Genomic DNA, 22,669 nt, shown 5'->3' with positions numbered 1-22,669 from the left:
GGTGGCCGCTGACCGGCTAGGCGGTGAAGTGGGAAATACGGCCTATTCTAATGGCTTTCGCGTCGCGTTCCGGCAAGGCACACCCAGCCCTCGTGCTCGCGCCACACGGCGATGTCGATCCACCGCTCGTAGACGCGTGCCACTTCCTCGGCCTGGCGCGCGAGTATGCCGGAAAGCGCGATACGTCCGCCCGGCTTCACCTTCGACGACAACATCGACGCCATCAGCTTGAGCGGATTCGACAGGATGTTGGCCACGACGATGTCGAGCGTGCCCGACGGACAGGCATCGGGCAGACCGTACGTGACCTCTGCATGGTTGCGCTCACTGTTGTGCCGCGCCGATTCCACGGCCTGCGGGTCGATGTCGATGCCCACCACCGGGTTCGCGCCGCACTTCTTCGCGAGAATTGCGAGAATGCCCGAGCCGCAACCGTAGTCGAGCAGCGACTGCCCGGGCTGCACCGTTTCTTCGATCCATTCCATGCACAGCCGCGTGGTCGGGTGACTGCCTGTGCCGAACGCGAGGCCCGGATCGAGTTCGAGCACGAGTGCGCCCGGGTCCGGGGCGTCGTGCCACGACGGCACGACCCAGATGCGCTTGCCGATATGGATGGGGTCGAACTGCGATTGCGTGAGCCGCACCCAGTCCTGCTCTTCGACCTCGCGCAACGAAAAGGGCGGAGTCGCATCCAGCCCCAGCTCGTTGGCCGCGGCGGCGAGCAGCACGGCGGGGTCGTGTTCCGGCGCGATCAGCGCGATTACGCGCGAGTGCTGCCATGCCGTGCGCTCGGGCGTGAGGCCCGGCTCGCCGAAGAGCGGCTGCTCGTCGGGCGTGTCGGCATCGGCGTCTTCCACCGATACCGAGAGCGCGCCAAGCTCGATCAGCGCGTCCGAAAGTGCTTCGGCACGGTGCCGGTCCAGCTCGACGATCAGTTCCCGGTAGCTCATGAGGTTACGCTTCTTCCGGTGCGGCCTGCTGCCTCGCGGCGAGGCGGTTTTCCAGGTAATGGATGCTCGTGCCGCCTTCGACAAACTTCGCGTCCAGCATCAACTCGCGGTGCAGCGGGATGTTGGTCTGGATGCCTTCCACTACCATTTCGGAGAGGGCGATGCGCATGCGGCGAATAGCCTGCTCGCGCGTACTGCCGTAGGCGATCAGCTTGCCGATCATCGAATCGTAGTTGGGCGGCACGAAGTAGCCGTTGTAGGCGTGCGAGTCGACGCGGATGCCGGGCCCGCCCGGCATGTGCCACGACGTCAGCCGGCCCGGCGACGGCGTGAACTTGAACGGGTCTTCGGCGTTGATCCGGCATTCGATGGCGTGGCCGCGGAACTGCACGTCGCGCTGGCGCAGCGCGAGCTTTTCGCCCGCGGCAATGCGGATCTGCTCCTGCACGATGTCCACGCCCGTGATGAGTTCGGTCACCGGGTGCTCCACCTGCACGCGCGTGTTCATCTCGATGAAGTAGAACTCGCCGTTTTCGTACAGGAACTCGAAGGTGCCCGCGCCCAGGTAGCCCATCTTCTTGCAGGCGTCCGCGCAGCGGTCGCCGATGCGGTCGATCAGCCGTCGCGCGATGCCCGGCGCCGGCGCTTCCTCGATCACTTTCTGGTGGCGGCGCTGCATCGAGCAGTCGCGCTCGCCCAGCCAGATTGCGTTCTTGAACGAGTCCGCGAGCACCTGGATTTCGATGTGGCGCGGGTTCTCGAGGTACTTCTCCATATAGACCTGCGGGTTGCCGAAGGCGCGGCCCGCTTCTTCGCGCGTCATGTTGACCGCGTTGACGAGCGCCGCTTCCGTGTGGACCACGCGCATGCCGCGTCCGCCGCCGCCGCCCGCTGCCTTGATGATCACGGGGTAGCCCACGGCGCGGGCAATCTTCACGATTTCCTTCGGATCTTCGGGCAACGCGCCTTCCGAGCCCGGCACGCACGGCACGCCGGTCTTGAGCATGGTCTGCTTGGCCGTGACCTTGTCGCCCATCATGCGGATGGTTTCCGGGCGCGGGCCGATGAACACGAAGCCCGACTGCTCCACGCGCTCGGCGAAGTCGGCGTTTTCCGAGAGGAAGCCGTAGCCAGGGTGGATCGCTTCGGCGTCCGTGACTTCGGCCGCGCTGATCAGCGCCGGCATATTCAGGTAGCTCAGATTCGACGGCGCCGGTCCAATACAGACCGCCTCGTCGGCGAGCTTCACGTACTTGGCTTCCTTGTCGGCTTCCGAATAGACGACGACCGTCTTGACGCCCAGTTCGCGGCACGCGCGCTGGATGCGAAGCGCGATTTCGCCGCGATTGGCAATGAGGATTTTTTCAAACATGGCGGGTATTCGGCTCATCAGTGGGCGCCGCCGCGGCATCGCGCAAAACGCACAAGACGTACGGAATGCGCGAGAGACACGAAATAGCGAAGGGCGGCTGCCTCGGAGTACTGGGCGCGCGCAGCAGGAACGGGCGCGCTGCGCAAAGCGGTGCGCAGCGCCGGCGCGCGGCTTGCTCGCTTACGCGATCACGTAGAGCGGCTGGCCGTATTCCACGGCCTGACCGTTCTCGACGAGGATTTCCTTGATGACGCCGGCTGCGTCCGATTCGATCTCGTTGAGCAGCTTCATCGCTTCGATGATGCACAGCGTCTGGCCTTCCTTCACCGTGTCGCCCACCTGCACGAACGGGTCGGCGCCCGGCGACGGCGAACGGTAGAACGTGCCCACCATCGGCGAGGTCACGACGTGGCCTTGCGGCGCGGCGGCTGCCGGAGCTGCGGGAGCGCCGCCGGGCGCTTCGACCGCGTGGCCCGCGGCGGGTGCGGGCGCCGCCACTTGCGCGGGGTAGGGCGCAGCGGACTGCTGCACGTAAACCGGCGGCGCATTCTTGACGATGCGCACCTTGCCTTCACCCTCGGTGACTTCGAGTTCCGAGATGCCCGATTCGGAAACGAGGTCGATCAGAGTCTTCAGTTTACGTAGATCCATTGGGCTGCCCCTTTCAATGCGTAGAGCGCCGGCGACCGATGGTGGATGCGTGCCGGCACGGGTTGGGTGTTATTCGGATTCAGGCTTGCTTCGGCGCGGCCGCGAGCCGGTCGAGCGCGAATTCGAGTGCGTACAGATAGCCCTTCCAGCCGAAACCGCAGATCACGCCTTCCGCCTGGTCGGAGAAATACGAGTGATGCCGGAAGGATTCGCGCCGGTGCACGTTCGAGAGATGAATCTCGACGAACGGGATACCTACGCCGGCCAGTGCGTCGCGGATCGCCACGCTCGTATGCGTGTAGGCCGCCGGGTTGATGACGATGAAGTCCGTTTTTTCGGTGCGGGCCGCGTGGATGCGATCCACCAGCGCGCCCTCGTGATTGCTCTGGAACGTAGCCAGTTCGACGCCTGCGTCGGCCGCGCGATCGGCGAGCGCCTGATCGATCTGCGGTAGCGTGACGCGCCCATAGACCTCGGGTTCCCGGGTGCCGAGAAGGTTGAGGTTCGGGCCGTGCAGAACCAGCAGTCGGGTCATGGTCGCTTCAGTTTCCGTGGAATTGCGCGAACTTTAGCGCCGATTAGAGAAACTTGTCTAGTTTTGCGCGAAAAACATGCGCCGGATCACCGCTTCCAGGGAGCGCCGTACGGCTCAACTTCCTTCAATTTTCGTTAAATCGCGGGCAATTCAAGCCCTTTCGGCGTTTTTCGGCAGAAACCCGCGGATGCGATCAAAGGGCGTCGAGCGTGCGTTTGAGTTCGTCTGCCCGAATTTCGCCCAGTTTTGTCGCACGAACGTTGCCTTTCGCGTCAATTACGACCGTGAACGGCAAGCCGCCGGCGTTGTTGCCGAATGCGCGGGCGAGATCCGCGCCGCCGAAGCCGGTCACGTAGATCGGGTAATCGACGGGTACCTTCTGGAGGAACGTTTTCACGTTCTTCCCGGAATCCACGCCGAGCCCGACAAACTGGATACCTTTCTTCGAGTACTCGTCGTGCAGTTTCGCGAGCGTGGGCATTTCCTCGACGCACGGTCCGCACCACGACGCCCAGAAGTTCACCACCATGGGCCGGCCCTTGTACAGCGCGAGCGATTGCGGCTTGCCGTCGGCATTCGTGACAGCCGCACTCCACAGTTGTGCGACGGCGCTTTGGGCTACAGGCGCTTCGCCGGCTTCGGACACATCGCCTCCGCGCACCCAGTGCCCGGCGAGTACGCCGCCGCCCGCTGCAATTGCTGCCACGGCGGCAGCGGCCAGAATCCGCTTCGTGTTCATGGTCGATCGGTTGCTCGCCCGGTTGGGCTCAGTGGTTTTAGTCGTATCAGTTGGTAGACGGGGAGGGCGCGTCCGTTTCGTCGAGAAGCGTCTGCACCGCCTGGGCGTTGGCCCGCGCGAGGCGTCCGCGGGCGTCGGCGCGCACGGCGCCGCGCAGGTCATCGGTGTCGTAGAGCGCAATATGAATGCCGACCGGTTCCGCGTCGCGTGCCGCCTTCCACAGGAAGCTCAGCGTCTCCACGTAGCCGCGCTGGGCGAAGTGCCGCGTTTCCGACACGTCATATTGAATGTTCGCGTTCAGAAGATAGATGGCGACTTCCTTCGGGTTGTCGCAGAAGATCTGCAGATGCACGTCCGAATGCTCGCCCGCCGTGCCGTTCAACACCGCGCCCGTGAGATACGGGTTGAAGGGTTCCAGCCGCTGCATCCAGTCGAGCGCGATTTCGCGCAGGCGCCGCAGTACCGCCGGCTGGCTGTCGCCATGGAAAAGAGCTTGGTACTCGCGGATTTCTTCCTCGATCTGGTCGTTATCCGGCAGCCACGAGCCGTCCACGCGCGTCTCGCCCACCACCTGCCTTGCCGCCTTGCGCTTGGCCGTGGAGTAGTCGAGCCCGTCCTCGGCGATCATCCGCGCAGCCGCGATCGCGATTTCCTCACGAACGCGCTGTGGGTCGAAATGTGATTTGCGAACCATCCGGCCATCATACTAGAGAATACATGACGCCTTTCCGGCGCTCCCCCCGCCCCACGGCCCGTTCGACGGCTGGCGCGAGTGCCGCCAAAGCGCCAGGCGGAGGACCGGCGTTCAGGCCGAACCAGGGCCCGCCACCGCCCGGGCGCGCCGGATGCGTCGGGTACAATAGCGGCCTTTGCGGTCCTCTACGGCAACCGGCGCGCATGCAGGTCAGCCCGGAACGCCGCCCGCATCCTCCCACTCCATATCGAACACGGCGCCCGCTCGGCGCAACAGGCTTATGCACATCCATATCCTCGGCATCTGCGGCACGTTCATGGGCGGTCTCGCCGTGCTCGCCCGGGCGGCGGGCCATACGGTGACCGGCTGCGACGCCGGCGTGTATCCGCCGATGAGCACGCAGCTCGAGGCTCAGGGCATTCGCCTGATCGAGGGTTACGATGCCGCGCAGGTCGACCTGAAGCCGGACCTGTTCGTGATCGGCAACGTGGTCACGCGCGGCAACCCGCTGATGGAGGCCATTCTCGACCGGGGCCTGCCATATGTCTCCGGCCCGCAATGGCTCGGCGAACATGTGCTGGCGGGCAAGTGGGTGCTCGCCGTGGCCGGCACGCACGGCAAGACTACGACCACCTCGATGCTCACCTGGCTGCTCGAAGACGCCGGCCTCAATCCGGGCTTTCTGATCGGCGGCGTGCCGCTCAACTTCGGCGTCTCGGCGCGGCTCACCGATTCGAGCTTCTTCGTGATCGAAGCCGACGAGTACGACACCGCGTTCTTCGACAAGCGCTCCAAGTTCGTCCACTACCGCCCCCGCACCGCGGTGCTGAACAACCTCGAGTTCGATCACGCCGACATCTTCGCCGATCTCGCCGCCATCGAAACCCAGTTCCATCACCTCGTGCGCACGATTCCCGGCGTGGGCCGCATCGTGACGAACGGCCGCGAAGATGCGCTCGAGCGCGTGCTCGCGCGCGGCTGCTGGAGCGAAGTGGAGCGTTTCGGCGTGGAAGGCGGCTGGCAGGCGCTGCCCGCCGAAGACGGCGCGCCCGTGGACGAACGCTTCGCCGTGTATCACGGCGGCGAGCGCGTGGGTGTCGTGGAGTGGCAGGTGCAGGGCGAGCACAACCGCATGAACGCGCTCGCGGCTATCGCGGCGGCGCGCCACGTCGGCGTGCCGCCTGCCCAGGCGGCGAAGTCGCTGGCGACGTTTCGCAACGTGAAGCGCCGCATGGAAGTGCGCGGCAGCGTGGACGGCGTAACGATCTACGACGACTTCGCACACCATCCCACGGCCATCCACACCACGATTGCCGGCCTGCGCACGCGCGTGGGCCGCGAGAACACGCGCATTCTGGCCGTGCTCGAACCGCGCTCGAACACCATGAAGCTCGGCGTGATGAAGGCCCAGTTGCCGGGCAGCCTCACCGACGCGGACCTCGTGTTCGGCTACGGCGCGCCGTCGGGCCGCGATGCCCTGGGCTGGAATCTTGCGGAGGCACTCGCGCCGCTTGGCGAGAAGGCCCGCGCATTCGACAACCTCGACGCGCTCGTGAAAGCCGTCACCGCAGCCGCGCGCCCCGGCGACCAGGTGCTCGTGATGAGCAACGGCGGCTTCGGCGGCGTGCATCAGAAACTGCTCGACGCGCTTTCGGCGCGACCGGCGGCCACGGCCGCGGCGAGCGGACGGGACAGCGCGTGATCGTCTACCTGCACGGCTTTCGCTCGTCGCCGGCCTCGTTCAAGGCGCGGCTGCTTGCCGCGCGCCTCGAAGAGAGGGGGCGCGCTGAAGAATGGTGCTGTCCGATGCTGCCTGTCTCGCCGCTCGACGCGGTTGCGCTGGTGGAGCGCGAAGTGGAGCAGCGGCGCGCCGCGACCGGCGACACGCACGTGGCGCTGGTGGGCAGCTCGCTGGGCGGCTACTTTGCGACGCATCTGGCCGAAAAGCACGGCTGGCCGGCCGCGCTGCTGAATCCGGCGGTCGTGCCGCAGCGCGACCTGAGCCAGTATCTCGGCGAGCAGCCGTTGTGGCACGGCGGCGGCTCCATCGTCGTGGAGCCCCGGCATCTCGACGAATTGCGGACGCTGGCCGTCGCATCGGTTACGCGGCCCGAACGCTATTATTTGTTAGCCGCGACGGGCGACGAAGTGCTCGACTATCGCGAGATGCTCGCGCACTACCCGGGCGCGCGCACGAAGCTGATTGACGGCAGCGATCACGCCATCAGCGAATTCGCGAGCTACGTGGACGACGTCATCGCGTTCTGCGATGTGGCGTCTGCGGTCCCGCCCGCCGTCGCCTGAGCGACACGAACGCGAGCGAAGCGACCCCAGCAACACGAAAACGGGTGGGCGGTCTGGCCGCAACGAACCGCGCACCTTATCCGGAACGAACACGCGTCTTGCGCCTGCAATGGGGCACGCACGGCACGCAAGGCGCGCAGCAAGTCTGAACGAGAGTACTGAGTGAACGTTTTCTTCGAGGAATCGGGCAGTTTCAAGGCCGGCAGCGTGCTGTCGCGCCAGGGTGACGCATTTCAGGTCGAGCTGCCGGGCGGCCGGCGCGCGAAGGTGCGGGCGAAAGACGTGCTGATCGAGTTCGAAAAGCCTGCCGCGGCCGAACTCATGGAGCAGGCCGACGCCGCCGCGCAGCAGATCGACCTCGACTTTCTGTGGGAATGCGCGCCGCAGGAGGAGTTCGCGTTCTCCACGCTAGCGAGCGAGTACTTCGGCGAAAGTTATGGCCCCGTGGAGCGCGCGGCGCTCGTGCTGCGCCTGCACGGCGCGCCGGTCTATTTCCGCCGCAAGGGCCGCGGCCAGTACCAGCGTGCGCCCGAGGAGCAGCTCAAGATGGCGCTCGCCTCGCTGGAGCGCAAGCGCCAGCAGGCGCTCGTCCAGGCGCAGTACGAAGAGGAACTGAAGGCGGGCCGCTTGCCCGAGGCGTTCCAGGGCCGCGCGCTCAGTTTCCTCACGCGGCCCGACAAGAACTCCATCGAGTACAAGGCGCTCGAAGCCGCCGCGGCGGCGCGCGGCATTTCGATGCCGCGGCTCATGCTCGAGTGCGGCGGCATTCCGTCGGCGCGCGCGCTGCACGAGGCGCGCTTTCTCGCTGAATTTTTCCCGCATGGCACCGGCTTTCCGCCCGTCATCGTGAACCCGCTTCCCGACGATCTGCCCGAAGCGCTGGTGCAAGCCTTCTCGATCGACGACGTGACGACCACCGAAATCGACGACGCGTTTTCCGTCGAGCATCTGGCCGACAGCCGCGTGCGCATCGGCGTGCACATCGCGGCACCGGCGCTCGGCATCAGCCGGGGCGACCCTGTCGATACGATTGCGCGCAACCGTCTTTCGACGGTCTACATGCCGGGCGACAAGATCACCATGCTGCCCGATGAGTTCGTCGATGCCTTCACGCTGAAGGAAGGCGGCCTGCGGCCCGCGCTGTCGCTCTACATCATCGTGAACCGCGAAACGCAGGAGATCGTGGCGACCGAAACGCGCGCCGAGCGCGTGTTCGTGAAGCACAACCTGCGGCACAACACGCTCGACGAACACGTCACCGAGGAAGCGCTCGCGGCGGGCACCGGCGACTATCCGCACAAGGACGACATCGCCGTGCTCTGGCCGTTCGCCCAGGCGCTCTTCGAAAAGCGCCAGCAGATGCGCGCGAGCTACGGCCTCAAGCGCGAGGTGCAGCGCAACACCGACTACAACTTCTACGTGGACGGCGAGCGCATCACCATCACGCCGCGCCGCCGCGGCTCGCCGCTCGATCTGATCGTGGCGGAACTCGCGATTCTCGCGAACTCGACCTGGGGCGCCTTCCTGCACGATCACGGCGTGCCGGGCATCTACCGCTCGCAGCGTGCGTTCGGCGCACCCACCGGCCCCAAGCGCACTCGCATGCAGACCACCGCCGCGCCGCACGAGGGCCTGGGCGTGGCGCAATACGCGTGGAGCACCTCGCCGCTGCGCCGCTACGTGGACCTCGTGAACCAGTGGCAACTGCTCGCGTGCGTGCAGCACGGCGTGACCGCGAAGCTCGCGGCGCCCTTCAAACCTAAAGACGCGGATCTGTTCGCCGTCGTGCAGGGCTTCGACGAAACCTATACGGCCTACGCCGACCACCAGCGCCGCATGGAGTACTTCTGGTGCCTGCGCTGGCTCATGCAGGAAAACCGCCGCGAGGTGGTGGCGGCGGTCGTGAAGGGCGACCTCGTGCGCCTCGAAGAAATCCCGCTGCTGCTGCACGTGCCCGCGCTCGGCGTGCACGCGCGCGGCACGCGCCTGCTGCTGGAAGTGATGTCGATCGACGAACTCACGATCGAGGCCTCGGTGCGCATGCTGCGCGTGCTCGACGCCCCGACGGTGACGAGCGGCGCGGAAGCCGAAGCGGAAGAGGAGAGCGAAGACGAAGAGCTGATCGACGCCGCCGACGAGTCCGCCGAAAGCGAGGCCGAAGCGCTGGCCGAAGCTGAGGGTGCTGAGGGCGCTGAGGGTGAACCGGCCGAAGCCGGGTCGAACGCGCGCGGCGAAGCGCCCGGCTCTGAAAATCCCGCCGACGATGCGGCCGACGGAAGCCGCCACCACGCAGAGGAACAGAGCCGATGAGCGCGCCGCAAGTGCAGACGCAAGCGGACCGTTATGCCGTGATCGGCAATCCGGTTGCGCACAGCAAGTCGCCGTTCATTCACGCGCGCTTTGCGGCGCAGACCGGCGAGGCCGTCGAATACGACCGGCTGCTCGCGCCGCTCGACGGCTTCGTCGAGACCGTGCGCGCATTCATGGCGTCCGGCGGCCGCGGGCTCAACGTCACCGTACCGTTCAAGCTCGAAGCGTATGCGCTGGCCGACACGCATTCGGCGCGCGCCGCGGCGGCCGGCGCGGTCAACACGCTGCGCTTCGATGCCGACGGCATCTACGGCGACAACACGGACGGTGTCGGCCTCGTGCGCGACATCGAAACGAATCTCGGCGTGACGCTGAAGGGCGCGCGCGTGCTGCTGCTCGGCGCAGGCGGCGCGGCGCGCGGCGTCGTGCTGCCGTTGCTCGAACGCGGCCCGCGCTGCCTCGCTATCGTGAACCGCACGGCGTCGAAGGCCGAAGGGCTCGTCGCGCAGTTCGCCGCCGCGGCCTATGAAGCGGGCTGCACGCTGACGGGCGGCGGCCCGGACGCCGTCGACCCGTACCCGTACGACGTGATCGTCAACGCGACGGCGGGCAGCCTCGACGCCGCATTGCCCGACTGCGACGACCGCGCGTTCGGCGCCGCCACGCTCGCCTACGACATGATGTACGCCGCCGAGCCCACGGTCTTCATGCGCCACGCGCAGTCGCTGGGCGCGCGCAGCGCGGACGGTCTCGGCATGCTCGTCGAGCAGGCCGCCGAATCGTTCTACGTGTGGCGCGGCGTGCGGCCCGACGGCGCGCCCGTGCTCGCCGAACTGCGCGCACTGCTGGCCGGACTGCGCGCGGCGCAGAAGGCCTGACGCGCGAGTCCGCCGTGGCGATGTCGCTCACCGCTGCCGCCCGGCGCACGCGCCGTCCGGGCCTCGCCCGATGGGCGTTCTACGGCTTCTCCGTGTTCGCCTGCGCGTGGCTTGCCACGCAGCTTTACTACTTCGCGCAGATCGCCGTGTGGAACGTCGTGAATCCGCAATCGACAGCGTTCATGCGCTCCGACGCGTGGCGGCTTTCGAACGAGCGAGGCGGGCGCGCCGACGCGTCGATCCAGCACACGTGGGTGCCTTACGAGCAGATCTCGCGCAACCTGAAGCGCGCCATCATCGCCTCCGAGGACGCCAGGTTCGTCAGCAACAACGGCTACGAAACCGACGCCATCCTGCAAGCCTGGGAAAAGAACAAGTCGCGCGGTCGCATCGTGGCGGGCGGGTCGACCATTACCCAGCAACTCGCGCGCAACCTGTTCCTCTCGCGCGACAAGAGCTACCTGCGCAAAGGGCAGGAGCTGATCATCACGTGGATGCTCGAAACGCTGATGGACAAGCAGCGCATCTTCGAGATCTACCTGAACTCGGTGGAGTGGGGCGATGGCGTGTACGGTGCGCAGGCCGCGGCGCAGCACTACTACCGCACGTCGGCGGCGAAGCTGACTGCGTGGCAGGCCGCGCGGCTCGCCGTCATGCTGCCGCGCCCGCGGTACTTCGACGAGCATCGCAACGCGCCCTGGCTTTCGCAGCGTGCCGCCGTGATCGCGCGGCGCATGGGTGTGGCGGAGTTGCCGCAGTAGCAGCCGCGGCGCAGGGCCGCGCCATGTAGCGGACGGCTTTACAGCACCTGCGAGCGCCCGCGCGTTTTTGCGAGGCTCGTCGTCGATGCTGCCGCCGCGTTCGTCTCCAGTCGCCTCGTTCACGGCCCGCGCTGGCGCAATCGTCGCCTCGCACGCGCGCCATTCCCTTTCGTGCCCACCTCCGTTCCCCTCGCGATTTCTCGCTTCGTCATGTCTGGAGCTGAGAATCCCATTATGTGAGCGTCAAACTCATATATTGGAGATTCAAAACGTTCCGCCCTACAATGCGCCACACACCGGGCACGCGATGCCCAGCGCCCACAGCAAGAAAGAAACGGTCGGCCGCGCATTGCCCCGCGAGCCGGCACGAAATCGGAGACAAGTCAGCCATGTCCATTCCCGCGACGCACGCGGCGCACGTCTTGCCGCCCGACGGAACCACCGTCATCCGCACACTGTTTCGCTCTCCGGGCCATTGCGCCCGCTAACGCACGAACGGCCCTTCCGGTTGCGATCGCCATGGACAACAAACTGATGTCTCCGCCCAACCCCATCACACCTCAGCCCGACCACACCGGGCGCGCATCGCGCGCCGCGAACGGCGCCGCGACGAAGCCGGGTGCCCGTGCGACTGCGCAGACGCCCGCGCAGCCCGCCGACGAAATCGGTTTGCCCGGCTCGCCGCTCGACCTCGCGCAGCAGCAGGCCGGCACGCAGACGCTTCTGCGCGGCCTCGCGATTCTCGAAGCCGCCGCGGCCGGCGTGCGCGACCTGCGCTCGTTCGGCGCGGCGCTCGGCACGACGCGCAGCACCACGCACCGCCTCGTGAGCAGCCTCGTGCAGGCGCGCTACCTGCGCCAGGTGCAGGGCGGCTACCTGCTCGGGCCGAAGCTCATCGAACTGGGCACCATCGCGCTCGAACAGATGCCGCTCACGGCGGTGGCGCGTCCGCATCTGCAGGCGCTGGCCGATTACTCGCTCGATACGATTCACCTCGGCGTGCGCGACGGCGACGACGTGCTCTACATCGACAAGATTCCCGGCCAGCGCGGTCTCGAAATGCGCTCGCGCGTGGGGCATCGCATGCCGCTCGCGTCCACGGGAATCGGCAAGGCGCTGATGCTCGATCTCGCGCCCGACGTCTGGCGCAAGCTGCACGACGCGTCGCGCCGCGCGCTCGCGGGCGTGAGCTTCAAGCCGGACCATCGCCCGGACCTCGACACGTTTCTCGAACGCATGACCGGTTACGCCGCGGGCGGCTACACGTTCGACCTCGAAGAGAACGAAGCCTCCATTCGCTGCGTCGCCGCGCCCGTGCGCGACGCGTCGGGCGCCATCGTCGCGGCGCTTTCGGTGGCGAGCACGATTCCGTACATGTCGCTCGAACGCATGGACGAACTGGTGCCGATCGTGCAGCGCGAAGCGCGCGCGATCTCGGAAGAACTCGGCTGGCGCGCTCCGCAGCCGGCCGCACGCAGGATCAAACGATGAGTCAATCCACGGCCGGCGGCGATCTTGCCGCCGTCACCGGTTTCAGTGCCGCGAACGCCGCGGCGGCCCCCGCCGCGCTCATCGCGCTCGACTGGGGCACCACGGCGCTGCGCGCGTATCTCTACGACGCGACGGGCCGCGTGCTGGCGAGTCGCGGGTCGCCGGCCGGCATCATGAATCTGCCGCGTCCCGCCGCGGAAGGCGGCTTCGACATGGCGTTCGACGCTGTGTGCGGCGAATGGCTGGACCAGACGCCTTCGCTGCCGGTGATTGCCGCAGGCATGGTGGGCAGCGCGCAGGGTTGGGTGCAGGCGCCTTATGTGGATACGCCCGCGAGCGCGGACGCGCTCGTCGCCGGCATCGTGCGGGTGAAGACGGCGCGCGGCGCGACGCTCGCGATCGTGCCCGGCGTGCTGGAGCGCGGCGAGTTGCCCAATGTGATGCGCGGCGAGGAAACGCAGATCGTCGGCGCGCTCGGTGGCGAAGGCGACGACGGTGGGCATGACGCCCATGACGCAGAGGACAGCGCGGCGGCAAACGTGCTGATCGGCCTGCCGGGCACGCACGCGAAGTGGGCGATCGTGCGCGACGGGCGTATCGAACGCTTCTACACGTTCATGACCGGCGAGATTTTTGCGGCGCTACGCGAGCACACCATTCTGGGCCGCACCATGGTGTCGCCCGGCGAGCCCGACCTCGGCGCCTTTCTGCGCGGCGTGGCCGTCGCCCGCGAACACGGCGATGCGGGCGTGCTGGCCACGGTGTTCAGCACGCGCACGCTGGGTCTCACGGCGCAGCTCGAGCCGCAGCAGCAGCCCGACTATCTCTCGGGCTTGTTGATCGGGCACGAACTCGCGGGTCTGGAAGCCGTGCTCGCGCACGATCCGCCGCCGCTCGAGGGGCGCACGCTGCGCCTGATCGGCAACGACGCGCTGTGCGAGCGCTATCGCCTCGCGCTCGCGCAGTTCGGCTGCACGAACGCGCAACTGGTGCGGCACGCGACGGAGCGAGGGCTGTGGCGCATCGCCGTGCAGGCAGGACTCGTGACGCCGACGGTGGGTGCGCCGGCGCAGGAAGGTTCAGCCGCACAGCGCGAAACGCGGGCGACGTAGCGCAAGAACGCAGCGCCGAAGGCAACAAACCCGGCAGCGAACCCGGCGAAGAACCTAGGCGAAGAACACGCAGCAACGAATCGAAACCAACCGTCGAGCGAGAGCGAAGCACGGCAACGCAATAGCGACAAAGCAGCAACGCGACCCGCGCCGCCCCTCTCGACGCAGCAGAGACCGACACAGGAAAGAGCCATGCCAACCGATCTCAACCTGCCAGCACCGTATGCGCCGCACGCGGGACTTGCCGCGGCGTTCGACACCTGTGCGCTCATCGCGATCCTGCGCGGCGTGACGCCCGCGGACGCCGCCGATCACGGCCGCGCGCTGTACGAGGCGGGCTTTCGCATCATCGAAGTGCCGCTCAATTCGCCGCAGCCGTTCGAGAGCATCGCGGCGATCCGCCAGGCCGTGCCCGCCGATGCCATCGTGGGCGCCGGCACCGTGTTGCAGCCCACGCTCGTGAAGGACGTGAAGGCCGCAGGCGGCGAGTTGATCGTGATGCCGCACAGCGACCCCGAAGTGGTGCTCGCGGCGAAGGCGCACGGCCTTGCGTGCGCGCCCGGCGTCGCCACGCCCACCGAGGCGTTTCTCGCGCTCAAGAACGGCGCGGACGTGCTCAAGATGTTCCCCGCCGAGCAGCTCGGCATGCAGGTCGTGAAGGCCTGGCGCGCGGTGATCGCGCCGCAGGTGCCGCTCGTGCCGGTGGGCGGCATCACGCCGGACAACATGGGTCCGTTCCTCACGGCCGGCGCGAACGGATTCGGTCTGGGCTCGGCGCTCTACAAGCCGGGCCAGAGCGCGGCGACCACGGCGTCGCATGCGAAGGCCTTCATCAACGGACTGCGCGTGGCGCGTGCGGGGATGCGCAAATGAAGCGGCTGGCCGGCAAGGTCGCGCTGGTTACCGGTGCCGGTCGCGGCATCGGCGCCGCGATCGCGGCGGCCTTCGCGCGCGAAGGCGCGGCGGTGGTGCTGGCCGAACTCGATCTCGATGCCGCCGAAAACACGGCGCAGCAGATCGAAGCCACGCTGAAAGACAAAACGCAAGACTCGCCGCGCGTGCTCGCCGTGCGCACTGACGTCACGCAGCCGCAATCGGTGCGCGACGCCGTGGACGCTGCCGAACGCACCTTCGGCCCGCTCGACGTGCTCGTGAACAACGCCGGCATCAACGTGTTCTGCGACCCGCTCACGATGACCGACGACGACTGGCGCCGCTGCTTCGCGGTGGACCTCGACGGCGTCTGGAACGGTTGCCGCGCGGTGCTGCCGGGCATGGTGGAGCGCGGCGCGGGCGCCATCGTGAACATCGCGTCCACGCATTCGTTCAAGATCATTCCGGGCTGCTTTCCGTACCCGGTCGCGAAGCACGGCGTGATCGGCCTCACGAAGGCGCTCGGCATCGAATACGCGCCGCGCAACGTGCGTGTGAACGCCATCGCGCCGGGCTACATCGAAACGCAGCTTACGCACGACTGGTGGTCGAGCCAGCCGGACCCAGCCGCGGCGCGCCAGGCCACGCTCGATCTGCAGCCGATGAAGCGCATCGGCCGTCCCGAGGAAGTGGCGATGACCGCAGTCTTTCTCGCGTCCGATGAAGCGCCGTTCATCAACGCGAGCTGTATCACGATCGACGGCGGACGCTCGGCGCTCTATCACGACTGAGCCAGCCGAAGCCGCCACGCAGACATAGCCGGCGCGCAATGCGCGCGACCGCAGAGGTGTGATCCCGATGACGCACTGGCCGCGTGCGTCGCTCCGGGGAACAAGAAAACGCGGCCAATACCTTTGCGTAATTGCCAGACAGGAGACACGCACCATGAAACGCAGAATTTTCCTCACGCTCGCTGCAGCAGCCACGGCGGTGCTCTTCAACGCGCCCGTCGCGCAGGCTGCCGATCAGGTCAAGATCGGCTTCCTCGTGAAGCAGCCGGAGGAGCCGTGGTTCCAGGACGAATGGAAGTTCGCCGAGATCGCCGCGAAAGAAAAGGGCTTCACGCTCGTGAAGATCGGTGCGCCGTCTGGCGAAAAGGTGATGAGCGCCATCGACAACCTCGCGGCGCAGAAGGCGCAGGGCTTTGTGATCTGCACGCCGGACGTGAAGCTCGGACCGGGCATCGTCGCGAAGGCGAAGGCTGACGGCCTCAAGATGATGACGGTGGACGACCGTCTGGTGGACGGCGCGGGCAAGCCGATCGAGTCGGTGCCGCACATGGGCATTTCGGCCTACAACATCGGCAAGCAGGTGGGCGAAGGCATTGCCGCCGAAATCAAGAAGCGCGGCTGGGACATGAAGGACGTAGGCGCGATCGACGTGACCTACGAGCAGCTGCCCACCGCTCACGACCGTACGAGTGGCGCAACGGACGCGCTCATCGCCGCCGGTTTCCCGAAAGCGAACGTGATCGCGGCGCCGCAGGCGAAGACCGACACGGAAAACGCGTTCAACGCAGCCAACATCGCGCTCACGAAGAACCCGAAGTTCAAGCACTGGGTGGCCTACGGCCTGAACGACGAAGCCGTGCTGGGCGCCGTGCGCGCAGCGGAAGGCCGCGGCTTCAAGGCGGACAACATGATCGGCATCGGTATCGGCGGTTCGGACTCGGCCTTGAACGAGTTCAAGAAGCCGGAGCCGACGGGCTTCTACGGCACCGTGATCATCAGCCCGAAGCGCCACGGCGAAGAGACGTCGACGCTCATGTACGACTGGATCACGAAGGGCACGACGCCGCCCCCGCTCACGCTCACGACGGGCATGCTGGCCACGCGCAGCAACGTGAACGAAGTGCGTGAAAAGATGGGGCTCGCCTCGAAGTAAGGCAGGGCTGGCAGGCGCGGCGCGTCCTGCTTCGGTGCTCGGGTGGTCCGAGAAACCGAAGCGGGGCCGCCGCGTCGGTCAGCGGGCGAACGAGACGGAAAGAGAGGGAAGCGAAGTGTCAGCGACGCTGAGTTTTGACAACATCGGCAAGGTATTTCCGGGCGTGCGCGCGCTGGACGGCGTCTCGTTCGAGGTGCGCGCCGGCGAAGTGCACGGCCTCATGGGCGAGAACGGCGCGGGCAAGTCCACGCTGCTGAAGATCCTCGGCGGCGAGTATCAGCCGGACTCGGGCCGCATCCTGATCGACGGCAACGAGGTGCATTTTTCGAGCGCGGCTGCATCGATTGCGGCCGGCATCGCGGTGATTCACCAGGAACTGCAGTACGTGCCGGACCTGACGGTGGCGGAAAACCTGCTGCTCGGGCGCTTGCCGAATGCGCTCGGCTGGGTCAACAAGCGCACCGCGCGACGCTTCGTGCGCGAGCGGCTTGCCGCGATGGGCGTGGACCTGGACCCGGACGTGAAGCTGCGCAAGCTCTCCATCGCGCAGCGGCAGATGGTGGAAATCTGCAAGGCGCTCATGCGCAACGCGCGCGTGATTGCGCTCGACGAACCCACAAGCTCGCTCTCGCACCGCGAGACCGAAGTGCTGTTCAAGCTCGTGCGCGATCTGCGTGCCGACAACCGCGCGCTCATCTACATCTCGCACCGCATGGACGAGATCTACCAGCTCTGCGACGCGTGCACGATTTTCCGCGACGGCCGCAAGGTGGCTTCGCATCCGTCGCTGGAAGGCGTGAAGCGCGAGACCATCGTGAGCGAGATGGTGGGCCGCGAAATTTCGGACATCTACAACTACCGCGCGCGACCGCTCGGCGAAGTGCGGTTTGCGGCGAAGAACATCGGCGGCCATCCGCTTGCCGAGCCCGTGAGCTTCGACGTGCGGCGCGGCGAAATTCTCGGCTTCTTCGGCCTCGTGGGCGCGGGCCGCAGCGAACTGATGCATCTGGTCTACGGTGCGGACAAGCGTAAGAGCGGCGAGATCGAACTGGACGGCGAGCCGATCCGCGTGAAGAGCGCGGGCGAGGCGATTCGCCAGGGCATCGTGCTGTGTCCCGAAGACCGCAAGGAGGAAGGCATCGTCGCGATGGCTTCCGTGGCGGAGAACATCAACATCAGCTGCCGGCGGCACTACCTGCGCGCGGGCATGTTCCTGAACCGGCGCAAGGAAGCGCAGACGGCCGACGAATTCATCAAGCTGCTCAAGATCAAGACGCCGAGCCGCAAGCAGAAGATTCGCTTCCTCTCGGGCGGCAACCAGCAGAAGGCGATTCTGTCGCGCTGGCTCGCGGAGCCCGACCTCAAGGTCGTGATTCTCGACGAGCCCACGCGCGGCATCGACGTGGGCGCGAAGCACGAGATCTACCACGTGATCTATCAGCTCGCGGAGCGCGGCTGCGCGATCGTGATGATTTCGTCGGAGCTGCCCGAAGTGCTCGGCGTGTCGGACCGCATCATCGTGATGCGCGAGGGCCGCATTGCGGGCGAGCTTTCGCGTGAAGCGGCCACGGAGCACTCGGTGCTGGGCCTTGCGTTGCCGGAAGACGCGCCCGGCGCCAACGCGGAAAACGAAGCGCGCGCTGCCTGAACGCGGCGCGCAACGGCACCGCGCGCCGGCGCCGGTGGACAGACAGTGAGACAACCCGTGGGGAACGGGAGGAGTGAAGCAAATGCAAGCCAGAGAGAACCTCGCGCATGAAGCGGCCAAGAGCGCTGCGGAAGCGCTGATTCCGAAGACCAGCGACAGGCAGAAGTGGTGGCAGCAGATCACCGAATACAGCCTGATCCTCATCTTCGCGGTGATGTTCGTCACGATGTCGCTGACGGTCGATCACTTCTTCTCGATCGAGAACATGCTGGGCCTCGCGCTGTCGATCTCGCAGATCGGCATGGTGGCCTGCACGATGATGTTCTGCCTCGCCTCGCGCGACTTCGACCTTTCCATCGGCTCCACGGTCGCGTTCGCGGGCGTGCTCTGCGCGATGGTGCTGAACGCCACGAACAACACGTTCATCGCCATCGTGGCCGCCGTGGCCGCGGGCGCCGCAATCGGCTTCGTGAACGGCGCGGTGATCGCGTATCTGCGCATCAACGCGCTGATCACGACGCTCGCCACCATGGAAATCGTGCGCGGCCTCGGCTTCATCGTCTCGCACGGCCAGGCCGTGGGCGTGTCGTCGGATACCTTCATCGCGCTGGGCGGCCTTACGATGTTCGGCGTTTCGCTGCCCATCTGGGTCACGCTCGTGTGCTTCATCGTGTTCGGCGTGATGCTCAACCAGACCGTGTATGGGCGCAATACGCTTGCCATCGGAGGCAATCCGGAAGCCTCGCGGCTCGCGGGGATCAACGTGGAGCGCACGCGGGTCTGGATCTTCCTCATTCAGGGCGCGGTGACGGCACTCGCGGGCGTGATCCTCGCCTCGCGCATCACGTCGGGCCAGCCGAATGCGGCCGAAGGCTTCGAACTCAATGTGATTTCGGCGTGCGTGCTGGGCGGTGTGTCGCTGCTGGGCGGTCGCGCCACGATTTCGGGCGTGGTGATCGGCGTGCTGATCATGGGCACGGTCGAGAACGTGATGAACCTGCTCAACATCGACGCGTTCTACCAATACCTCGTGCGCGGCGCGATTCTGCTTGCCGCCGTGCTGCTCGACCAGTTGAAGAACCGCGGCTCGCGCGACTGAGCGCACGCTCCTGAACGAAAACCGAAGGAACCGAACGATGTCTTCTCCCGCCAACGCAAGCGAGCGCGTAGCCGCAACGAGCGGTACGGGCGGCGCGTACGCGAACTATCCGAGTCTGGTCGATCGCACGGTGCTCGTCACCGGCGGCGCAACCGGCATCGGCGCGTCATTCGTCGAGCACTTCGCCGCGCAGGGCGCGCGCGTCGCGTTTTTCGACATCGACGCGACCGCGGGCGCCGCGCTGGCCGACGAACTCGGCGACTCGCGCCACCGTCCGCTGTTTCTGCCCTGCGATCTCACCGACATCGACGCGCTGCGCGCCGCCGTCGCCGACGTGAAAGCGGCGCTGGGCCCCGTCGAGGTGCTCGTCAACAATGCCGCGAACGATCGCCGCCACAAGACCGAAGAGGTCACGCCCGAATCGTTCGACGCGGGCATCGCGGTGAACCTGCGTCACCAGTTCTTCGCGGCGCAGGCCGTGATCGACGACATGAAGGCGGCGCAGCGCGGCTCCATCGTGAACCTGGGGTCGATCAGCTGGATGCTCAAGCAAGGCGGCTTCCCTGTGTACGTGATGTGCAAGTCCGCGGTGCAGGGCCTCACGCGCGGCCTCGCACGCGAGCTGGGGCCGTTCGGCATTCGCGTGAACACGCTCGTGCCGGGCTGGGTGATGACCGAAAAGCAGAAACGCCTGTGGCTGGACGATGCGGGCCGGCGTGCGATCAAGGAAGGCCAGTGCATCGACGGCGAGTTGCTGCCCGCCGATCTGGCTCGCATGGCGCTGTTCCTCGCCGCCGACGACAGCCGCATGATCACCGCGCAGGACATCGTGGTGGACGGAGGCTGGGCATGAGCACGGGTTCTGCGGCGACCGAACGCGCGGCGGCGCTCGCCGTCGATTCGCAATGCTCGCTGGGCGAGGGCGCGACCTGGTGTGCGCGCACCGCTCGCCTATACTGGACCGATATCGAAGGCGCCCGGCTGTGGTGCCACGACTCGCGCGACGGCGCGATTGCGTCGTGGCCCATGCCGGAGCGGCTCGCGTCCTTCGCGTTGTGCGCGGACCCGCAATGGCTGCTGCTCGGGCTCGCAAAGTACCTCGCGTTCTTCAACCGCACGACGGGCGCGATTCATCGCATCGTGGACGTGGAGCCCGATCTGAACACGCGACTGAACGACGGACGTTGCGACCGGCAAGGGCGCTTCGTATTCGGCACCAAAGACGAGGGCGCACCCACGCGTGCGGTCGGCGGCTTCTACCGGCTCAACCGCGATCTCACGCTCGAAAGGCTGCCGCTGCCGGCGCCCGCGATTGCCAACGGCATCGCGTTCAGCCCCGACGGCGCGACGATGTACTACTGCGATTCCCCGACGCGCGAGATCCGCGCGTGCGACTACGGCGACGACGGACGCGTGACGAACGATCGCACGTTCACGACGCTCGGCAACACGACTGCGGAGCCCGACGGCTCGACCGTGGACGCCGACGGCGGCATCTGGAACGCGCAATGGGCCGGCGCCCGCGTGGTGCGTTACGGGCCGGACGGTGTGGAAACGGATCGCGTGCCGATGCCTGTTTCGCAGCCCACCTGCGTCGCGTTCGGCGGCGCGCAACTCGACACGCTCTACGTGACGAGCGCGCGCCTCGGGCTGGAGGCGGACGTGCTCGCGCGCGAGCCGCAGGCGGGCGGCGTGTTTGCGGTGGTCACGGGCCGGCGCGGCATCGCTGAACCCTTCTTCCAGGGCGCCGCGCCGCAGGGCTAGGCGGCGCGCGCAGCGGACAATACGGCGCCCTGCGCGTCGTGGAAAGTGTTCGGCAAAAGCGGTAGGCAAGAGCGCTCGCGGGCATGACGCGCAGCGCAAGCAACATGCAGCACGAGATGAAGAGGCGGCCACGCGGGCAACCGGTCGGCATGCAATGGCCGGCGGTGCCCTCGCGCTGCGTCCGGCAGATGCCGGCGCTCCGAGCCGCCCGCATTTTGCCGCCCGGCTCTGTCAACGCAGGCGGCACGGAGATCCACGCCTCTCGAAGGAGTCTGATATGACTGTCGCGAATCCCGCCGTTGGCGGCCTTGCTGGCTCGCCGCCGTCGCCAGGCGCTGCTGCGGCCATTTCTTCTTCCGCCGGCTCGCCGGCCGCTGCGCGGCGCGCGCGGCTCGAAGCGGCTGCGCATCCGGTGCTGGCGGGGCCGAGCACGTCGGCCGTCGCGATCGGCGCGGCGGATACTCACGACGTCGCCTGCGTCACGCTCGTGAATGCGCAATTGCGGCTCGACGTTGCGCCTCAACTGGGCGGCGGCATGACGCGCTTCGACTGGCGCGACGACGGCGCGCTCGTGCCCGTGTTCCGGCGCTGCCTCAACGTGAGCGCGCACACGGATCCGAACGAACTGGCGTGCTACCCGCTCTTGCCGTACTCGAACCGGATCGGCGGCGGCAGCTTCCGCTTCGGCCATCGCACGGTGCAGGTGCCGCGCAACCGCGCCGCCGAGCCGCTGCCGATTCACGGCGACGGCTGGCTGGGACGCTGGGACGTGGAAGAGGTGGATGCCGAACGCGTGCGTCTGTCGTTCGAGCAGACCGACGGCAAGCCGTACACGTATCGCGCGGCGCAGACCTATGCGCTCGATGGATCGACGCTCACCATCACGCTCGAAATCGAGAACACGGGGCGCGACGCGCTGCCGTTCGGGCTTGGCATTCATCCGTTCCTGGTGCGCGATAAGGCCACGGAGTTGTGCGCGGCGGCAAGCGGCCTCTGGCTCGCCGGCGACGACTGGCTGCCGGTGCGGCACGTGCCGGCGCCGCCGGCCTGGCAGTTCGGCGTGGCGTATCCGTTGCCGGGCGGCATCGTGAACCACGGGTTCACGGGCTGGAGCGGCCGCGCGGCGGTGGTCTGGCCGAAGCGGCGGCTCTTGCTTTCAGTGACCGCCGATACCGACTACTACGTGCTCTACACGCCGCCCGGCGAAGACTTCTTCTGCTTCGAGCCTGTCGACCATCCGATCAACGCGATGAACCTGGCAGGCGGTGCGGCCCAACACGGCATGACGGTGCTCGCGCGCGGCGAGCGGCTCACGCGCGCGTTCAGCTTCACGGTGGAGCGCACGGGATTGCGTACGGCAGCGGGGGCGCCTCGCGCTCCTGGCGCGAAGGCGGGGCGCAATGCCGCGGGGAAAGCAGCGCGGTAAGGTAAGCGATGAGGTGCGCGACGACGTGAAGCGACGAGGTCGCGCGAGCCGGTCTCGCGCCGGTCTCGCGCCAGCGCCGGTTTAAAATACGCGCCTCTTCCGTTACCGGCTCGCCGCG

The 22,669-nt window shown here is 67.2% G+C and carries 21 protein-coding genes; 15 read left to right on the top strand and 6 right to left on the bottom strand.

The window, feature by feature from the left end; genetic code table 11:
• Positions 1 to 47 precede the first annotated feature (47 nt).
• The 6 genes from prmA to U0042_RS16700 all read right to left on the bottom strand — a co-directional run bounded on the left by prmA (position 48) and on the right by U0042_RS16700 (position 4,941).
• The gene (prmA, locus tag U0042_RS16725) at positions 48 to 950 is read right to left on the bottom strand and encodes a 50S ribosomal protein L11 methyltransferase (protein ID WP_114813197.1); all 903 of its coding nucleotides are present in this window, start codon (positions 948 to 950) and stop codon (positions 48 to 50) included.
• 4 nt (positions 951 to 954) lie between these two features.
• The gene (gene accC / locus U0042_RS16720) at positions 955 to 2,322 is read right to left on the bottom strand and encodes an acetyl-CoA carboxylase biotin carboxylase subunit (protein WP_114813199.1); all 1,368 of its coding nucleotides are present in this window, start codon (positions 2,320 to 2,322) and stop codon (positions 955 to 957) included.
• Between the two features lie 180 nt (positions 2,323 to 2,502).
• Positions 2,503 to 2,973: an acetyl-CoA carboxylase biotin carboxyl carrier protein gene (accB, locus tag U0042_RS16715; RefSeq protein ID WP_114813202.1), complete on the bottom strand. Its 471-nt coding sequence runs from the start codon at positions 2,971 to 2,973 to the stop codon at positions 2,503 to 2,505.
• Between the two features lie 79 nt (positions 2,974 to 3,052).
• Entirely contained in the window at positions 3,053 to 3,508 is a 456-nt protein-coding gene (gene aroQ, locus U0042_RS16710; RefSeq protein WP_114813204.1) for a type II 3-dehydroquinate dehydratase, read from the bottom strand.
• A 193-nt stretch (positions 3,509 to 3,701) separates the two neighbouring features.
• Positions 3,702 to 4,247 carry a TlpA family protein disulfide reductase gene (locus tag U0042_RS16705; RefSeq protein ID WP_114813206.1) on the bottom strand — a complete coding sequence of 182 codons (546 nt, stop codon included), beginning with the start codon at positions 4,245 to 4,247 and terminating at the stop codon, positions 3,702 to 3,704.
• 46 nt (positions 4,248 to 4,293) lie between these two features.
• The gene (locus U0042_RS16700; protein WP_114813208.1) at positions 4,294 to 4,941 is read right to left on the bottom strand and encodes a UDP-N-acetylmuramate--alanine ligase; all 648 of its coding nucleotides are present in this window, start codon (positions 4,939 to 4,941) and stop codon (positions 4,294 to 4,296) included.
• 280 nt (positions 4,942 to 5,221) lie between these two features.
• Between U0042_RS16700 and mpl the strand changes: the two genes are divergently transcribed.
• The 15 genes from mpl to U0042_RS16625 all read left to right on the top strand — a co-directional run bounded on the left by mpl (position 5,222) and on the right by U0042_RS16625 (position 22,551).
• The gene (gene mpl, locus U0042_RS16695) at positions 5,222 to 6,643 is read left to right on the top strand and encodes a UDP-N-acetylmuramate:L-alanyl-gamma-D-glutamyl-meso-diaminopimelate ligase (RefSeq protein WP_114813210.1); all 1,422 of its coding nucleotides are present in this window, start codon (positions 5,222 to 5,224) and stop codon (positions 6,641 to 6,643) included.
• Positions 6,640 to 7,245 carry a YqiA/YcfP family alpha/beta fold hydrolase gene (locus U0042_RS16690; RefSeq protein WP_114813212.1) on the top strand — a complete coding sequence of 202 codons (606 nt, stop codon included), beginning with the start codon at positions 6,640 to 6,642 and terminating at the stop codon, positions 7,243 to 7,245. Before mpl ends, U0042_RS16690 begins: the two co-directional genes overlap by 4 nt.
• Before the next feature lie 162 nt (positions 7,246 to 7,407).
• Positions 7,408 to 9,555, top strand: a complete 2,148-nt coding sequence (locus tag U0042_RS16685; protein WP_114813214.1) for a ribonuclease catalytic domain-containing protein — start codon at positions 7,408 to 7,410, stop codon at positions 9,553 to 9,555.
• Complete coding sequence (gene aroE, locus U0042_RS16680) at positions 9,552 to 10,433, top strand: shikimate dehydrogenase (protein ID WP_114813216.1); 882 nt, start codon at positions 9,552 to 9,554, stop codon at positions 10,431 to 10,433. Before U0042_RS16685 ends, aroE begins: the two co-directional genes overlap by 4 nt.
• Positions 10,434 to 10,453: 20 nt before the next feature.
• Entirely contained in the window at positions 10,454 to 11,194 is a 741-nt protein-coding gene (gene mtgA, locus U0042_RS16675; RefSeq protein WP_114813218.1) for a monofunctional biosynthetic peptidoglycan transglycosylase, read from the top strand.
• Between the two features lie 519 nt (positions 11,195 to 11,713).
• Positions 11,714 to 12,685 carry an IclR family transcriptional regulator gene (locus tag U0042_RS16670; protein WP_114813220.1) on the top strand — a complete coding sequence of 324 codons (972 nt, stop codon included), beginning with the start codon at positions 11,714 to 11,716 and terminating at the stop codon, positions 12,683 to 12,685.
• The gene (locus U0042_RS16665) at positions 12,682 to 13,797 is read left to right on the top strand and encodes a 2-dehydro-3-deoxygalactonokinase (RefSeq protein ID WP_114813222.1); all 1,116 of its coding nucleotides are present in this window, start codon (positions 12,682 to 12,684) and stop codon (positions 13,795 to 13,797) included. Before U0042_RS16670 ends, U0042_RS16665 begins: the two co-directional genes overlap by 4 nt.
• A 192-nt stretch (positions 13,798 to 13,989) precedes the next feature.
• Positions 13,990 to 14,670 carry a 2-dehydro-3-deoxy-6-phosphogalactonate aldolase gene (locus U0042_RS16660; protein WP_114813223.1) on the top strand — a complete coding sequence of 227 codons (681 nt, stop codon included), beginning with the start codon at positions 13,990 to 13,992 and terminating at the stop codon, positions 14,668 to 14,670.
• Positions 14,667 to 15,461: an SDR family oxidoreductase gene (locus U0042_RS16655; protein WP_114813225.1), complete on the top strand. Its 795-nt coding sequence runs from the start codon at positions 14,667 to 14,669 to the stop codon at positions 15,459 to 15,461. The genes U0042_RS16660 and U0042_RS16655 overlap by 4 nt, the downstream gene beginning before the upstream one ends.
• Before the next feature lie 154 nt (positions 15,462 to 15,615).
• On the top strand, positions 15,616 to 16,614 hold the full coding sequence (locus U0042_RS16650) for an arabinose ABC transporter substrate-binding protein (protein ID WP_114813227.1): 999 nt from the start codon (positions 15,616 to 15,618) through the stop codon (positions 16,612 to 16,614).
• Between the two features lie 115 nt (positions 16,615 to 16,729).
• Positions 16,730 to 18,262 carry an L-arabinose ABC transporter ATP-binding protein AraG gene (araG, locus tag U0042_RS16645; protein ID WP_114813229.1) on the top strand — a complete coding sequence of 511 codons (1,533 nt, stop codon included), beginning with the start codon at positions 16,730 to 16,732 and terminating at the stop codon, positions 18,260 to 18,262.
• Positions 18,263 to 18,344: 82 nt separating this feature from the next.
• Complete coding sequence (gene araH, locus U0042_RS16640) at positions 18,345 to 19,361, top strand: L-arabinose ABC transporter permease AraH (RefSeq protein WP_114813231.1); 1,017 nt, start codon at positions 18,345 to 18,347, stop codon at positions 19,359 to 19,361.
• A gap of 37 nt (positions 19,362 to 19,398) precedes the next feature.
• On the top strand, positions 19,399 to 20,214 hold the full coding sequence (locus tag U0042_RS16635; RefSeq protein ID WP_114813233.1) for an SDR family NAD(P)-dependent oxidoreductase: 816 nt from the start codon (positions 19,399 to 19,401) through the stop codon (positions 20,212 to 20,214).
• Positions 20,211 to 21,125 (top strand): SMP-30/gluconolactonase/LRE family protein, encoded by a 915-nt coding sequence (locus tag U0042_RS16630; RefSeq protein WP_114813235.1) that lies wholly within the window; start codon positions 20,211 to 20,213, stop codon positions 21,123 to 21,125. Before U0042_RS16635 ends, U0042_RS16630 begins: the two co-directional genes overlap by 4 nt.
• A gap of 277 nt (positions 21,126 to 21,402) precedes the next feature.
• Positions 21,403 to 22,551 carry an aldose 1-epimerase gene (locus U0042_RS16625; protein WP_114813237.1) on the top strand — a complete coding sequence of 383 codons (1,149 nt, stop codon included), beginning with the start codon at positions 21,403 to 21,405 and terminating at the stop codon, positions 22,549 to 22,551.
• The last annotated feature ends 118 nt before the right edge of the window (positions 22,552 to 22,669 follow it).

It is taken from the genome of Paraburkholderia kururiensis, from assembly GCF_034424375.1.
GTDB classification, from domain to species: domain Bacteria; phylum Pseudomonadota; class Gammaproteobacteria; order Burkholderiales; family Burkholderiaceae; genus Paraburkholderia; species Paraburkholderia kururiensis_A.
This window is presented reverse-complemented; position numbering and strand designations above follow the sequence as displayed.

What these genes read in the sequence shown, in the direction of transcription:
- U0042_RS16670 (WP_114813220.1), top strand. Translation starts at nt 11,714, where the DNA reads ATGGACAACAAACTGATGTCTCCGCCCAACCCCATCACACCTCAGCCC.
- aroQ (WP_114813204.1), bottom strand. Translation starts at nt 3,508, where the DNA reads ATGACCCGACTGCTGGTTCTGCACGGCCCGAACCTCAACCTTCTCGGC.
- U0042_RS16635 (WP_114813233.1), top strand. Translation starts at nt 19,399, where the DNA reads ATGTCTTCTCCCGCCAACGCAAGCGAGCGCGTAGCCGCAACGAGCGGT.
- accB (WP_114813202.1), bottom strand. Translation starts at nt 2,973, where the DNA reads ATGGATCTACGTAAACTGAAGACTCTGATCGACCTCGTTTCCGAATCG.
- U0042_RS16650 (WP_114813227.1), top strand. Translation starts at nt 15,616, where the DNA reads ATGAAACGCAGAATTTTCCTCACGCTCGCTGCAGCAGCCACGGCGGTG.
- U0042_RS16700 (WP_114813208.1), bottom strand. Translation starts at nt 4,941, where the DNA reads ATGGTTCGCAAATCACATTTCGACCCACAGCGCGTTCGTGAGGAAATC.
- accC (WP_114813199.1), bottom strand. Translation starts at nt 2,322, where the DNA reads ATGTTTGAAAAAATCCTCATTGCCAATCGCGGCGAAATCGCGCTTCGC.
- araH (WP_114813231.1), top strand. Translation starts at nt 18,345, where the DNA reads ATGCAAGCCAGAGAGAACCTCGCGCATGAAGCGGCCAAGAGCGCTGCG.
- prmA (WP_114813197.1), bottom strand. Translation starts at nt 950, where the DNA reads ATGAGCTACCGGGAACTGATCGTCGAGCTGGACCGGCACCGTGCCGAA.
- U0042_RS16625 (WP_114813237.1), top strand. Translation starts at nt 21,403, where the DNA reads ATGACTGTCGCGAATCCCGCCGTTGGCGGCCTTGCTGGCTCGCCGCCG.
- U0042_RS16665 (WP_114813222.1), top strand. Translation starts at nt 12,682, where the DNA reads ATGAGTCAATCCACGGCCGGCGGCGATCTTGCCGCCGTCACCGGTTTC.
- aroE (WP_114813216.1), top strand. Translation starts at nt 9,552, where the DNA reads ATGAGCGCGCCGCAAGTGCAGACGCAAGCGGACCGTTATGCCGTGATC.
- mtgA (WP_114813218.1), top strand. Translation starts at nt 10,454, where the DNA reads ATGTCGCTCACCGCTGCCGCCCGGCGCACGCGCCGTCCGGGCCTCGCC.
- U0042_RS16655 (WP_114813225.1), top strand. Translation starts at nt 14,667, where the DNA reads ATGAAGCGGCTGGCCGGCAAGGTCGCGCTGGTTACCGGTGCCGGTCGC.
- U0042_RS16660 (WP_114813223.1), top strand. Translation starts at nt 13,990, where the DNA reads ATGCCAACCGATCTCAACCTGCCAGCACCGTATGCGCCGCACGCGGGA.
- mpl (WP_114813210.1), top strand. Translation starts at nt 5,222, where the DNA reads ATGCACATCCATATCCTCGGCATCTGCGGCACGTTCATGGGCGGTCTC.
- U0042_RS16705 (WP_114813206.1), bottom strand. Translation starts at nt 4,247, where the DNA reads ATGAACACGAAGCGGATTCTGGCCGCTGCCGCCGTGGCAGCAATTGCA.
- U0042_RS16630 (WP_114813235.1), top strand. Translation starts at nt 20,211, where the DNA reads ATGAGCACGGGTTCTGCGGCGACCGAACGCGCGGCGGCGCTCGCCGTC.